Genomic DNA, 12,270 nt, shown 5'->3' with positions numbered 1-12,270 from the left:
CGCGTCAGACGATCCGCTCGACCATCATCTTCTTGATTTCCTGGATCGCCTTGGCCGGGTTCAGCCCCTTGGGACAGGTCTTGGCGCAGTTCATGATCGTGTGGCAGCGGTACAGCTTGAACGGATCCTCGAGGTCGTCCAGCCGCTCACCCGTGGCCTCGTCGCGGCTGTCGATGATCCAGCGGTACGCGTGGAGAAGCGCCGCAGGCCCGAGATAGCGGTCGCCGTTCCACCAGTAGGACGGGCACGAGGTGGAGCAGCAGGCGCACATAACGCACTCGTAGAGACCGTCCAGCTTCCGCCGGTCGTCGATCGACTGCTTCCATTCCTTCTGCGGGCGGTTCGTCTTGGTCTCGAGCCACGGCATGATCGAGGCGTGCTGCGCGTAGAAGAGTGTCAGGTCCGGGATCAGGTCCTTGATGACCGGCATGTGCGGCAGCGGATAGATGCGGATGTCGCCCTTGATCTCGTCGTGGCCATAGATGCAGGCCAGCGTGTTGATGCCGTCGATGTTCATCGCGCAGGACCCGCAAATCCCCTCGCGGCACGACCGGCGGAAGGTCAGCGTCGGGTCGATCTCGGTCTTGATCTTGATGAGGACATCCAGGACCATCGGGCCGCATGTGTCCATGTCGACGAAATAGGTATCGACGCGCGGGTTCTCACCGTCGTCGGGATTCCAGCGGTAGACCATCACCTTGCGGACGTCCTTCGCCCCCTCCGGCCGGGGCCATGTCTTGCCGACGCGGATCGTCGAATTCTTGGGAAGGGTCAGTTGAACCATGGCACACTCTCCTTAACGCAGTCCGCCCAGGAGGACGGGAAGCCCCTCGGTCGCGAGGCACTGGATGGTGCCCTGGCGCGAGAGGATGATCGATACGATCTCGACCGTGTTCGCCGTCGGCCCGGTCACCGCGTCCGCGGCCAGTGACAGAAGCTCTCGCGAGTTGGCGTTGTCGATGATGCAGTCCGTCGCAGGCTCGAGAGGGATGCCCGGAAAGCGCTGCTCCAAGACCGGTCGCACGGCGTTGCGTGCCGCATCGCGGGTGATCTCGTCCTGCTGCTGCGGCGTGCAGGCGGCGAGGAAGATCAAGGCCAGAATACGAAGCTTCATGCTGTTTTCCTTATTCTTGCGTAACCGGCTAATTCTTCTGCCTTGTCTATGATGACCCGGGCCCGGGCATCGAAGGAGTGGGTCTCGCGCATCGACAGCGCCAGCGCGCGTCTTTCAGAGCGGCGATCCTCGTCCTCTTCGGCGATGGACCGCGCCGCATCACGCACCTGTTGCGCATCGCGGACCTGGTGGACGAAGGGCGCTATGTCATCCGGCAGCCAGGAGACCGGGTCGGAGATGACCGGCGTCCCGCAGGCGAGGGCGTCGAAAATACGGTTGGACGGAATGCCGAGACGGCTCATGTCGGGACGGTGATCGTTCAGGACGATCTGGGACGTCGCATAGACCGCGCCAAGTTCATCCTGCTCCAAACGCTCTCCCTTGGCGAAGTCGGCGGCCGGGCTTTCGGCCCAGCCTCTGCCCCACAATTGCAGCGGCAGCCCCGCGCGCATTGCCTGACGCACGATAGGACGGCGAAACCGCTTGGAGATTCCCACGAAGGTTGCGCCTTCGCGCGGCGCGCCTTCATCAGGCGGTCCCATGCGGGTGGCGTCGAAGGCCTGAGGCAGCAGGGTGACGAAATCGGGCCCGTAGATCATGGCGATCTCGTCCTTCAGCGGCTGACCTGCCGCAAAGACATGGTCCGCACCAAGCGCATCCTGACGAAGCGCGCCCAGATCGTCGCCATACAAGGCCCAGAAAAGGGTCAGATGACCAAACCGCCGCTCGTAGGATGTGTCGCCGCGCAACACGATATCGATCTGGTCGCTTGGCCCCGGTGCATGCCAGTCCCGCACGGTGCGGATTTCGGCAAAGTGCCCGGCGCGCTCAAGGGCTTCGGCCAGAGAGACCGCGAAGGCATGGTCGCCCCACGAGGCTTGGGCGCGCGGTTTGGGAACTGGCGTCTGGATGCGGAACGACAAGGCTCCCTCGGCCGGGAGAGGAGCGATGTACCGACGGTAGGGTTCGATGGCCGCCGCCGCGAGAAATGCCGTCAGGCCGAGGTCTTCGAATGTCATGTCGCCGTAGCGCGCAATGATTTCGTCGCGCTTCTCCGACAGCACGCGGTTCGTGACGTCCAGCCCCGTGATGACCACGAGGCCCGACGGCGGTGTGTCGAAGGTCCGGACGTTCAAGTCCGGACGGTAAGCGCGAAGGATCGGAAGCAGCTTCCAGACGTCTCCAGTCCACGAGCGGGTGACGCGGCGGTCCCCGTCGCGACGCGCTCCCGCCGAACTGAAGGGCACGCAATCGTGCAGCACGATCATCCCATCGGCCGCCATATGGTGTTCGGTATTGATGAAGTCGTCCAGGAGGTACTCGAAGAGATGCATACCGTCGAGAAACGCGAGATCGATTGTTACGCCGAGACGGTCGAGCAGACCCGAGGCGAAGAACGCCTCGCTCGTCGTCTGCTGGAGAATTAGCCCGGGCTTGCCGCCCATCACATCTGCTTCGATCCGGAAAGCGGGATCGACAGCGACGGAGAGACATTTCGCAAGCCCGAGTGAAGCACCGCTTTCGGTCCCGATCTCAAGGTAGGCCTTCGGTTTGAGCCTTTGATGCAACTCATGAAGCAGGGCGAAGTAATGGGTCCGTCCCAGGACCGGAAAACCCTCGTCCGGCACGAGGTTCAACTCGTCCCGGATCTTGCCGATCAGCGTCGGGAAATGCGCCATGCCGCCTGCCCTCCTACCCCAGCACCAGCGGCCGGATCGGGCCTTGCCCGGTCTCGCGGCGCACGCAGTCCTCGTAGACCTGGTAGGGGTCGAGCCCGCGAAGGTAGTCGCTCGTCACCCCGATCTCGAGCCGCGAGTCGACCTTGCCGCCCGTTCCGATGCCGATGCCGATTTCCCCGGTAGGTCCCGTGGCAGCCCGCGCCTTGTCCTCGCAGACCTCGGCGGCACGCTCGGGCGACAGGGGACCGCAGGCGGCAAGAATCATGAGCGCCGGAAGAAGGAGCACGACTCTCATTCTAATAGCGCCACGTTGTTCGCCGCGATGCATGTCTGCACCTCTTCCCGCGTCAGCATGTCCTGAACCAGGGCGACCGCCTCGATCGAGGGGTTGCGCGCGTCGTCCGTGGACAGGGTCAGGAGTTCATCGAACTTCGCATGGTCTCGGACGCAGGTCGCCACGGGCGCGCGGTCCACACCGGGCTGAAGCGTGACGAGCGTGGCCGAGGCGACCTGTTCGGCCAGCTCCTCGACTGTGGATTCCGGCTGCGGCGCGCAGGCGGCCAGCGCAACGACGGCGATGAGAAGCAGCCGCATCAGTAGACCCTCGCCTTGGGCGCGATACGTTTCAGGTCGATCCCGCCTTCGTCGCTCGTCGTCAGCGGGTCGAGGTGGACAGGACGGTAATCCAGCCGAACGTCGGCGCCCTCTACCCAGGCCAGCGTGTGCTTGCGCCAGGTTTGGTCGTCGCGGTCGGGATAGTCCTCGTGCGCATGAGCGCCGCGCGATTCCTTCCGCGCCTCGGCACTGACGATCGTCGCCAGCGCATTCGGCATCAGGTTCGCCAGCTCCAGCGTCTCCATCAGGTCGCTGTTCCAGATCAGGCTCCGGTCGGTCACCTTGATGTCGTCCATCTTGCGCGCGACGGAGTCCATCTTCTCGACGCCCTCGGCAAGCGTCCTGTCGGTGCGGAACACCGCCGCATCGGCCTGCATCGTCTTCTGCATCTCTAGCCTCAGCTCGGCCGTGGGGACCGTTCCGTCAGCATGGCGGAAACGGTCGAAGCGGTCGAGCGCGGCGTCGATCGAAGCCTGATTGAGCGACGGATTGCCGCCGGTGCGGTCGACGACCTGCCCCGCCCGGATGGCGGCGGCGCGGCCGAACACCACGAGGTCGATGAGGCTGTTGGACCCGAGCCGGTTGGCGCCGTGAACGCTGGCGCAGCCCGCCTCGCCCACGGCCATCAGGCCGGGAGCGGTCCGTTCCGGGTTCTCGCCGTCGGCGTTCAGAACCTCGCCCCAATAGTTCGTGGGAATGCCGCCCATGTTGTAGTGAACGGTCGGGATCACCGGGATCGGCTCCTTCGTCAGGTCGACGCCCGCGAAGATCTTGGCCGACTCGCTGATGCCCGGAAGACGCTCGTGCAGCGTCTCGGGCGGCAGGTGGTTCAGGTGCAGGTGGATGTGGTCCCCCTCCGTTCCGACGCCCCGCCCCTCGCGGATCTCCATCGTCATGCAGCGGCTGACGACGTCGCGCGACGCCAGGTCCTTGTAGGTCGGCGCATAGCGTTCCATGAACCGCTCGCCTTCGGAATTGGTCAGGTATCCGCCCTCGCCCCTGGCGCCTTCGGTGATCAGGCAGCCCGAACCGTAGATGCCGGTCGGGTGAAACTGCACGAATTCCATGTCCTGAAGCGGCAGCCCCGCCCGCGCCACCATGCCCCCACCGTCGCCGGTGCAGGTGTGGGCGCTGGTCGCGCTGAAGTAGGCGCGGCCGTAACCGCCAGTGGCCAGAACGGTCATCTTTGCGTTGAAGACGTGGATCGAGCCGTCGTCGAGACACCACGCCACGACTCCCTGGCAGGTGCCGTCCTCGGACATGATGAGGTCGAGCGCGAAATACTCGATGAAAAACTCGGCATTGTTCTTCAGCGACTGACCATAGAGCGTGTGCAGGATCGCGTGCCCGGTCCGGTCGGCGGCGGCGCAGGTGCGCTGCACGGGTGGGCCTTCGCCGAACTCGGTGGTGTGGCCGCCGAAGGGCCGCTGATAGATACGCCCCTCCTCGGTGCGCGAGAATGGCACGCCGTAATGTTCCAACTCGTAGACCGCCTTCGGCGCTTCCCGTGCGAGGTATTCCATCGCGTCGGTGTCGCCCAGCCAGTCCGACCCCTTCACGGTGTCGTACATGTGCCACTGCCAGTGGTCGGGACCCATGTTGCCCAGGGACGCCGCGATCCCACCCTGCGCCGCCACCGTGTGCGACCGCGTCGGGAAGACCTTGGTGATGCAGGCCGTCCGCAGGCCCTGCTCGGCCATGCCGAGCGTCGCACGCAAGCCGGATCCTCCTGCGCCGACGACGATGCAGTCGTACTCGTGTGTCTCGTAGTCGTAAGCGGCCATGTCGTTACCTCAGAGCGCGATCTTGGCGATGGCGAAGACGCCGGCGGCGGCGGCGGCATAGGACAGCACCGTCGTCAGGATGATCGCCCATTCCCGCCCGGGCTGGTCGACATAGTCCTCGATCACAACCTGGATGCCGTTCTTGAAATGCATGAACCCGGTCATGATCATCAGAGCCGCCACGATCGCCGGGAAGGGCTGCGAGAAATAGACGATGACCTCGAGATGGGGACGCCCGAGCATCGGGCCGAAGGTGAAGACGAACAACGGCGTCAAAAGGAGGAGCGCCACGCTCGACTTGGTCATCGTCCAATGCCGGTGGGTGCCCTCGCGGGCCGAACCATGGCCCGTCGCACGTTTGAGATCGGTCAGATAGGACATCGCCACTCTCCTCAAACGGCCAGGACGGTCAGGATCGTCATGGCGACCGAGGCGACGATGACCACGATGCCAAGCCGCTCGGCCGTCTCGATTTCCAGCCCGCGCCCGCTGTCCCAGTAGAGATGCCTCAGCCCCGCCAGCGCATGATACCAAAGCGCCCAGGCCGACACGACCATGACGAGATCGCCGAGGAAGGACGTGATCACGCCGTCGGCGGTCGCAAAGGAGTCTGCGGACGTGGCCGCGGCGAGGAACCACCACACGACCAAGATCGCCGCCACGCCAAGACCCGTGCCGGCGATGCGGTTCGCGATGGACGTCATCGACGTGATCTGGGGCCTGTAGTACGGCCCGATCATGAACGGAGAAAGGGGGCGCTTGCCTCTGAGGTCATCTGCCATGTCTCCAGCTCCTTCTGGTGGCGGCGTTGGGTTGTCATAGCACTGTGGTCAGCCGTGTCACGCCTCTGCGGCGCCGCGGCGCAGCAAATATCGCTAACAGTCGCGAGAATTCTAGCCTTGTGATCACACGCAGAATTCCTGCGATCACAAAACCACCCTTTCCGTCACACAGGCATCAGGGCCCAGTAGTCGAGGTCCAGAAGAACGCCCGGCAGATACTTGCCGCCCTCTGTCCTCAATTGTCCCGCTGGCGCCTCCGGCTTGTGAGCGACAAGACGCAGACGAACGGCGCCCACGCCCGGCGCTGCCGTCTCCGCCTTCTCCAGAACCTCGGACCAGGCGCAGACCGTGTCGCCCGCAAACAGCGGGCTGACATGCGCCCCGCCGTTCAGCGCCACGAGGATCTGCGCATTCGCAAGACCGTTGAACGAGAGCGCACGAGCCAGGCTTATGACGTGTCCGCCATAGATCAGGCGGCGTCCGTCGTCGCGGTGCGTGGCGTCGAAATGAACCTTCGCGGTGTTCTGCCATAGCCGCGTCGCCAACATGTGCTCGGCGTCCTCGACGGTCACGCGGTCGACATGGTCGATGGTCTCGCCGACGTCGTAGTCGCCCCACCTGTGCGGTTCACCGGCGAGAGCGAAGTCGTACCCCGTGAAATCCAGGCCACCGGGCACGATCAAACGGTCCGCACTCACCATCGGCGACAGCGTCGGCACCGTCGGCTCGGGCGCCGGCGCGCCCGGGTCCCGCTTTCGGACCATGACCCACCGGACATACTCCAGCACGGGGTCGCCCTCCCCGGCCCGCCCGGTCGTACGCACCCAGACCACGCCCGTTGTCCCGTTCGAGTTCTCCTTGAGCCCGATCACCTCGGAGGTTGCCGTCAGGGTTTCGCCCGTCACCACCGGCCTCAGCCAGCGGCCTTCGGCGTATCCGAGGTTTGCAACCGCATTCAGCGAGACGTCGGGAACCGTCTTTCCGAAGACCGTGTGAAATACGAGAAGGTCGTCGAGAACCCCGCGTGGCAGACCGCAGGCCTCTGCGAAATCGTCCGAGGAATGGATCGCGTGCCGCTGCGGATAAAGCGCGTGGTAGAGCGCACGTTCGCCACCGCTCAGGGTCCGCGGCACGGCGTGGCGGATCGTCTCGCCAAGCCTGTAGTCCTCGAAGAACCGACCGGGGTTCGTCTTCACCTCAGGCTCCGAAAGGGACGTACCCCAGCCACCAATGGATTCCGGAGATCACGGCGTAGACGACGAGGGTGATGACGGCCAGCCGGACGTCGCCGGCGAAGCTGCCCCCGTCGTATGGGACGTACTCGTGCTCGGCCCGGTTCACGAGGATCATCTCGAGAAGCGCCCAGGCGATCAGCCCGCCGAACAGGACGAAGGACGGAACGTCGCCGTTCACCAGAAGATGCGCGACGCCCCAGACGATCAGGCCCGTCAGCATCGGATGCCGCATCTTTCCGCGCAGCCGGCTTTTCGAGTTGCCGACCCCGAACAGCGCGACCGCGACGACCATGAGAAGGTTGTTGATCCCGACCATCGCACCGGTCCGGCCCCAGTAGACCGCGCCGTCGGCCGACCGATAACCCAGCACCATCAGGACCACGGACAAGAGGATGAGAGCCGCGATCAGCCCCTTCGATCCGTCGCCCATCTTGTCCTGAAGGACCGCGCGCGCGCCGGGCGCAAGCCGTTTCACCAGGTGGGCGCCCGCCCACAGCAGCAGTCCGAGGATGAGAAGTGTCATGGTTCCGATCTTTCCCGGATCGCGTCGGCCCGTGCAAGGACGGCTTTCGCGGTCTCGACATGAAGGTTCTCGACGATCCGGCCGTCCACGACCGCCACGGCCTGCCCTTCGGCCAGTGCGGCGTCATGGGCGGCGATCTGACGTTCGGCCAGGTCGATCTGGTCCGGCGACGGGGCGAAGACCCGATTGGCGGCCTCGACCTGCGACGGATGGATCAGGGACTTCCCGTCCATGCCGAGCGCGCGTCCCTGGATCGCCTCGGCTTCGAAGCCCGCCTCGTCGCGAAACCCGTTGAAGACGCCGTCGACGCAGACGAGGCCCGCCGCCCGCGCCGCCAGGAGGCACATCTGGATGGCCGTCATCAGCGCTGCGCGGTCGCCGCCGGTCTCGCAACCGATGTCCTTGGCAAGGTCGTTCGTGCCAAGGACGAAGCCGGCGACACCCGGCGTGTCGGCGATCTCGAGCGCATTCAGCGCGCCCCGGGGCGTCTCCATCATGCACCAGACCGGCAGCCCCGGCGTCAGAGAGGACAGGGCTTCGATCTGGCCCCGCGACTCGGCCTTGGGAATGAGCACACCGTCACAGCCCATGTCCGCGACGGCGCGCGCATCGTCTTCGCCCCAGGGTGTGGCGAGCCCGTTGATCCGGACGAGACGGACCCGGTGGCCATAGCCGCCCGAGGCCAGTTCGGTCCGCAAGGTCTCGCGCGCGGCCTGCTTTTCGTTCGGCGCAACGGCGTCCTCGAGATCGAAGATGATGGCGTCAACCGGCAGGCTCCGCGCCTTGTCCAGCGCACGAGGCTTCGAGCCGGGGATATACAGCACTGACCTGTACAGGCGCATCGAGACATTTTCTCCGCAACAAAATTGCGCGAAACCTGCACCGCGACGCATTTTTCCGCAAGGCAATTCATGCCGCAACGCAGAATAGCGACAATTCTTCGCAAATTCCATGTCGTTGCCTCTGCACGGAAGATCTGTCGTTTGGCGCTGCCAACGTTGCCGATGCCGGGACGCAGGGCACGAAGGGTTAACCTCATTTTCGTTTTCCCGGTCTCAGACTGGTCACGCTTCGCCCCCAGACCTCGGGGCCTCATCCGAGGGGACATTGGTCCCCTGAAAGGACAGAGATGAAAACAAAGCTTGCCACTCTCGCTCTCGCGGCCCTTTTGCCGTCCGCCGCCCTCGCGCAATCGCAGAACTGCGCGAGCCGGGACGCCGTCCTGGAACGGCTCTCCTCCCGCTACGGCGAAAGCCGCCAGTCGATCGGAATGGCGACGCAGGGCCGCGTGATGGAAGTCTATGCCTCGCTCGAAACGGGCACCTGGACGATCACGGTCACGCTGCCCAACGGCATCACCTGCCTCGTCGCCAGCGGACAAGCCTATGAGCCGCTCGACGAGCCGCGCGAACCCTCCGGCATCCCCAGCTAGGTCAGCGCATCCCAGATCAGCTTCCCGCCGGTCAGCGTCAGCAGCAGGTAGGTGATCCCGAAGTAGACCCGCTCGGGTATCGCGTCGTGTGCCTTGACCCCGATCAGCACGCCTACAAGGGCAGCCGGCCACAGGTACAGGCCGGCCGTCAGCGACGCCTGCGAGAAGATGCCCAGATAGGCATAGGGGATCGCCTTTGCGGCGTTCAGCACCCAGAAGACGACGACCGTGCTCGCCTGGTATTCTGTCTTGGTGATCGGTCGCGACAACAGGTAGACCGCCGCGGGCGGACCGCCCGCGTGGCTGATGAAGCTGGTGAACCCCGCCGCAGCGCCAGCGATCAGCCCTGCGACTGTGCCCGCAGGTCGCGCCGCCGCCCGGATCCAGCCCCTCCCTCGCGCCAACTGGAACGCGACGAAGCCCACGGCAAGGACCCCGATCAGCAACCGCAGGACGTCGGGGTTGGCGCTGTTCCAGAACAGAGCGCCGATGACGACGCCGGGAATGCCGCCCAGGACAAGAACGCGCACCGCCGACGCCGACCACTTGCCCCAGTAGGCCTTGAGCGCGGCGACATCCATCACCATGAGCAAGGGCAGCATGATCCCCACGGCCAGTTCCGGCGGCAGGATCAGCGCCAGGATCGGCGTCGCCGCAAAGGCCGCGCCCGACCCGAACCCGCCCTTCGAGATGCCAGCGAAAATGACCGCCGGGATGGCCACGGCGAAGAATGTCGCATCGAAGATCATGGCTGCTTCCGCTGGATCGTGAAGGCCCTCTTACCCGCCCCGCGTCCCGACGGAAAGGCCGACCCGCCCGGTCAAGTCCCTTGCGCCGCATCCCGGAGGGGCGTATGGCGCGGGCCCGAACAGACAACGGATCGGAGACCTCCATGCCCAGACCCAAGATCGCGCTCATCGGCGCGGGCCAGATCGGTGGCACTCTCGCGCATCTCGCGGCCCTGAAGGAACTCGGCGACGTCGTCCTGTTCGACATCGCCGAAGGCACGCCTCAGGGCAAGGCGCTCGACATCGCCGAGGCCGGCCCCGCAGAGGGCTTCGACGCGCGCCTCAAGGGCACCAACGACTATGCCGACATTTCGGGCGCGGACGTCTGCATCGTCACTGCCGGCGTGCCGCGCAAACCCGGCATGAGCCGCGACGACCTTCTCGGCATCAACCTCAAGGTGATGAAGGCCGTGGGCGAGGGCATCCGGGTCAACGCTCCCGACGCCTTCGTCATCTGCATCACCAACCCGCTCGACGCGATGGTCTGGGCGCTGCGCGAATACTCGGGCCTGCCGCACAATATGGTCTGCGGCATGGCCGGCGTTCTCGACAGCGCGCGCTTCCGCCATTTCCTGTCGGTCGAATTCGATGTCTCGATGAAGGATGTCACCGCCTTCGTCCTTGGCGGCCACGGCGATACCATGGTGCCGCTCGTGCGCTACTCGACGGTGGCGGGCATTCCGCTTCCCGACCTCATCGAGATGGGCTGGACCACGCAGGAAAAGCTCGACGCCATCGTGCAGCGTACCCGTGACGGCGGCGCCGAGATCGTGGGTCTGCTCGGCAACGGATCGGCCTTCTACGCCCCCGCGACCAGTGCCATCGAGATGGCCGAGGCCTTCCTCAAGGACCAGAAGCGCCTCCTGCCCTGCGCCGCCCACGTCGACGGCGCCTTCGGCCTGAAGGGCATGTACGTCGGCGTGCCGACGATCATCGGGGCCGGCGGCATCGAGCGCGTGGTCGATATCAGGATGGCCAAGAACGAGCAGGCAATGTTCGACAAGTCCGTCGAGGCCGTGAAGGGCCTCGTCGAGGCCTGCCGCAAGATCGACGGCAGCCTGACGTAAGGGTCCGCCGCCCTTCCCGGCCTCGGGGAGGGCGGCCTTTACATCCGGCGTGTCGCCTGCTTCCCTTTTGGCGTCGTGACCCGGACTGTCCTCTTCTCCGCCCAGAAGAACGAGGGCCCTTTCCTTCTGGAATGGGTCGCCTACCACCGCGTGCTGGGCTTCTCGGACATCGTCATCGTGTCGAACGACTGCGACGACGGCGGCGACGCCCTCCTCGACCGGCTTGCAGATGCCGGCGAACTCACGCACATCCGGCAAGAGGTCCCGCCCGGCGTCGCCCCCCAGGTCAGCGCCGAACGCCTCGCGCGCGAGGCGGGCTGCTTCCGCCCAGGTGACTGGATCATGTGGCTCGACCTAGACGAATTCCTGCTGCCGAGCCCGCCCCACCGCACCGTCCGGGATCTGATCGCGGCCTTGGGCGACGCGGCCGCGCTCATGGTGGCCTGGCGATTCTTCGGCGACAGCGGCAACACAACCTGGCCCGGTCGCCATGTCGGACCGGCGTTCACACGCGCCGCGCCACGCCGCAAGGGCGCCAACGCTCAGGTCAAGACGCTCTTCCGCTACGGCCCCGAGATCGAACGGCTGGACATCCACAGGCCTCGGCTCGCGCCCGGCGTCGGGCGAGCGCATTTTCCCGTCCTGATCTCTTCCGGAAACCCGGCCGACGATCTCTTCTACGACGCGGCCCGGCAGCGGCCCTTCAACCGCCTCGTGGGGCAGAGGCGGCCCTACATCCTCGCGCAGGTCGCGCATTTTTCCGTACGCACCCCCGACATGTTTCTGCGCAAGGCGCAGCGCGGCGACGGCTATCACACGCGTCCCGACGCCGTGGTGCGTGACACTGCGCTCTACGACGGCCGCAACTTCAACCAGGTCGCTGAAACCAGCCTCGCGCACCGTGCCCCGGAGACCGACGAGGAGATCGCGCGTCTCCTTTCGCGGCCGGGCGCGACCGAGGCCTGCGCCGGGATCGAGGGCTTCCGGGACCCCCTTCCCGAAGCCGCAGACACTTCGTGATCACACGAGTTTTTGTGTGATCACAATGCGCGGAAAATCGCGGATGATGGCGTTGCTCTCGCCGATTTTCATTCCTTTCTTCACGCATTCCATGCCAAGGCAACGCGCGACGCGAATGCACAGGAGGCCACCCAGGTGAACATCCACGAATACCAGGCGAAGGGGTTGCTTCGGGCGTATGGGGCGCCTGTGGCGGAGGGGCGTGTGGTCCTGCGGGGCGAGGAAGCGAAG

The 12,270-nt window shown here is 65.5% G+C and carries 16 protein-coding genes; 3 read left to right on the top strand and 13 right to left on the bottom strand.

Annotated elements, in window-relative coordinates; genetic code table 11:
- Positions 1-4: 4 nt before the first annotated feature.
- From C8D95_RS11790 to C8D95_RS11740, 11 genes are all read right to left on the bottom strand, one after another.
- Complete coding sequence (locus C8D95_RS11790; RefSeq protein ID WP_109759400.1) at positions 5-784, bottom strand: succinate dehydrogenase iron-sulfur subunit; 780 nt, start codon at positions 782-784, stop codon at positions 5-7.
- A 12-nt stretch (positions 785-796) separates the two neighbouring features.
- Positions 797-1,114 carry a hypothetical protein gene (locus C8D95_RS11785; protein ID WP_109759399.1) on the bottom strand — a complete coding sequence of 106 codons (318 nt, stop codon included), beginning with the start codon at positions 1,112-1,114 and terminating at the stop codon, positions 797-799.
- Positions 1,111-2,793: a glycosyltransferase family protein gene (locus C8D95_RS11780; protein ID WP_109759398.1), complete on the bottom strand. Its 1,683-nt coding sequence runs from the start codon at positions 2,791-2,793 to the stop codon at positions 1,111-1,113. Before C8D95_RS11780 ends, C8D95_RS11785 begins: the two co-directional genes overlap by 4 nt.
- 13 nt (positions 2,794-2,806) lie before the next feature.
- Positions 2,807-3,088 (bottom strand): hypothetical protein, encoded by a 282-nt coding sequence (locus C8D95_RS11775; RefSeq protein WP_109759397.1) that lies wholly within the window; start codon positions 3,086-3,088, stop codon positions 2,807-2,809.
- Complete coding sequence (locus C8D95_RS11770; RefSeq protein WP_109759396.1) at positions 3,085-3,387, bottom strand: hypothetical protein; 303 nt, start codon at positions 3,385-3,387, stop codon at positions 3,085-3,087. Before C8D95_RS11770 ends, C8D95_RS11775 begins: the two co-directional genes overlap by 4 nt.
- Complete coding sequence (gene sdhA, locus C8D95_RS11765) at positions 3,387-5,192, bottom strand: succinate dehydrogenase flavoprotein subunit (protein WP_109759395.1); 1,806 nt, start codon at positions 5,190-5,192, stop codon at positions 3,387-3,389. Before sdhA ends, C8D95_RS11770 begins: the two co-directional genes overlap by 1 nt.
- A 9-nt stretch (positions 5,193-5,201) precedes the next feature.
- Positions 5,202-5,573, bottom strand: coding sequence for a succinate dehydrogenase, hydrophobic membrane anchor protein (gene sdhD / locus C8D95_RS11760; RefSeq protein ID WP_109759394.1), 372 nt, complete (start codon positions 5,571-5,573; stop codon positions 5,202-5,204).
- Positions 5,574-5,584: 11 nt separating this feature from the next.
- Positions 5,585-5,974: a succinate dehydrogenase, cytochrome b556 subunit gene (gene sdhC / locus C8D95_RS11755; protein ID WP_109759393.1), complete on the bottom strand. Its 390-nt coding sequence runs from the start codon at positions 5,972-5,974 to the stop codon at positions 5,585-5,587.
- Between the two features lie 164 nt (positions 5,975-6,138).
- The gene (locus tag C8D95_RS11750; protein ID WP_109759392.1) at positions 6,139-7,170 is read right to left on the bottom strand and encodes a MaoC family dehydratase; all 1,032 of its coding nucleotides are present in this window, start codon (positions 7,168-7,170) and stop codon (positions 6,139-6,141) included.
- A gap of 1 nt (position 7,171) precedes the next feature.
- Positions 7,172-7,732, bottom strand: coding sequence for an NnrU family protein (locus tag C8D95_RS11745; protein ID WP_109759391.1), 561 nt, complete (start codon positions 7,730-7,732; stop codon positions 7,172-7,174).
- A complete protein-coding gene (locus C8D95_RS11740) occupies positions 7,729-8,574 on the bottom strand; it encodes an HpcH/HpaI aldolase/citrate lyase family protein (protein ID WP_241239736.1) in 846 nt (281 codons plus the stop codon). The genes C8D95_RS11745 and C8D95_RS11740 overlap by 4 nt, the downstream gene beginning before the upstream one ends.
- Positions 8,575-8,861: 287 nt before the next feature.
- On the opposite strand from C8D95_RS11740, the gene C8D95_RS11735 reads away from it, so the two are divergent.
- Positions 8,862-9,164, top strand: coding sequence for a hypothetical protein (locus C8D95_RS11735; RefSeq protein ID WP_109759389.1), 303 nt, complete (start codon positions 8,862-8,864; stop codon positions 9,162-9,164).
- Here the strand turns inward: C8D95_RS11735 and C8D95_RS11730 are convergent.
- Positions 9,161-9,913: a sulfite exporter TauE/SafE family protein gene (locus C8D95_RS11730; protein WP_109759388.1), complete on the bottom strand. Its 753-nt coding sequence runs from the start codon at positions 9,911-9,913 to the stop codon at positions 9,161-9,163. The genes C8D95_RS11735 and C8D95_RS11730 overlap by 4 nt on opposite strands.
- Before the next feature lie 143 nt (positions 9,914-10,056).
- Here C8D95_RS11730 and mdh point away from each other — a divergent pair, with 143 nt between their 5' ends.
- Positions 10,057-11,019: a malate dehydrogenase gene (gene mdh, locus C8D95_RS11725; protein WP_109759673.1), complete on the top strand. Its 963-nt coding sequence runs from the start codon at positions 10,057-10,059 to the stop codon at positions 11,017-11,019.
- 75 nt (positions 11,020-11,094) lie between these two features.
- Positions 11,095-12,039 carry a glycosyltransferase family 2 protein gene (locus C8D95_RS11720; RefSeq protein WP_164721754.1) on the top strand — a complete coding sequence of 315 codons (945 nt, stop codon included), beginning with the start codon at positions 11,095-11,097 and terminating at the stop codon, positions 12,037-12,039.
- Here the strand turns inward: C8D95_RS11720 and C8D95_RS22265 are convergent.
- The coding region (locus C8D95_RS22265) for a hypothetical protein (protein WP_211312640.1) at positions 12,040-12,270 on the bottom strand (231 nt) is incomplete at its 5' end.

Origin of the sequence: Silicimonas algicola (assembly GCF_003148765.1) — a bacterium.
GTDB classification, from domain to species: domain Bacteria; phylum Pseudomonadota; class Alphaproteobacteria; order Rhodobacterales; family Rhodobacteraceae; genus Silicimonas; species Silicimonas algicola.
Note: the sequence above shows the minus strand (reverse complement) of the source record. Positions and strands in the feature narration are given on the sequence as shown.

Excerpts from the sequence above, each read along its gene's own strand:
- C8D95_RS11790 (WP_109759400.1), bottom strand. The coding sequence starts at position 784 with ATGGTTCAACTGACCCTTCCCAAGAATTCGACGATCCGCGTCGGCAAG.
- C8D95_RS11785 (WP_109759399.1), bottom strand. The coding sequence starts at position 1,114 with ATGAAGCTTCGTATTCTGGCCTTGATCTTCCTCGCCGCCTGCACGCCG.
- C8D95_RS11780 (WP_109759398.1), bottom strand. The coding sequence starts at position 2,793 with ATGGCGCATTTCCCGACGCTGATCGGCAAGATCCGGGACGAGTTGAAC.
- C8D95_RS11775 (WP_109759397.1), bottom strand. The coding sequence starts at position 3,088 with ATGAGAGTCGTGCTCCTTCTTCCGGCGCTCATGATTCTTGCCGCCTGC.
- C8D95_RS11770 (WP_109759396.1), bottom strand. The coding sequence starts at position 3,387 with ATGCGGCTGCTTCTCATCGCCGTCGTTGCGCTGGCCGCCTGCGCGCCG.
- sdhA (WP_109759395.1), bottom strand. The coding sequence starts at position 5,192 with ATGGCCGCTTACGACTACGAGACACACGAGTACGACTGCATCGTCGTC.
- sdhD (WP_109759394.1), bottom strand. The coding sequence starts at position 5,573 with ATGTCCTATCTGACCGATCTCAAACGTGCGACGGGCCATGGTTCGGCC.
- sdhC (WP_109759393.1), bottom strand. The coding sequence starts at position 5,974 with ATGGCAGATGACCTCAGAGGCAAGCGCCCCCTTTCTCCGTTCATGATC.
- C8D95_RS11745 (WP_109759391.1), bottom strand. The coding sequence starts at position 7,732 with ATGACACTTCTCATCCTCGGACTGCTGCTGTGGGCGGGCGCCCACCTG.
- C8D95_RS11740 (WP_241239736.1), bottom strand. The coding sequence starts at position 8,574 with ATGCGCCTGTACAGGTCAGTGCTGTATATCCCCGGCTCGAAGCCTCGT.
- C8D95_RS11735 (WP_109759389.1), top strand. The coding sequence starts at position 8,862 with ATGAAAACAAAGCTTGCCACTCTCGCTCTCGCGGCCCTTTTGCCGTCC.
- C8D95_RS11730 (WP_109759388.1), bottom strand. The coding sequence starts at position 9,913 with ATGATCTTCGATGCGACATTCTTCGCCGTGGCCATCCCGGCGGTCATT.
- mdh (WP_109759673.1), top strand. The coding sequence starts at position 10,057 with ATGCCCAGACCCAAGATCGCGCTCATCGGCGCGGGCCAGATCGGTGGC.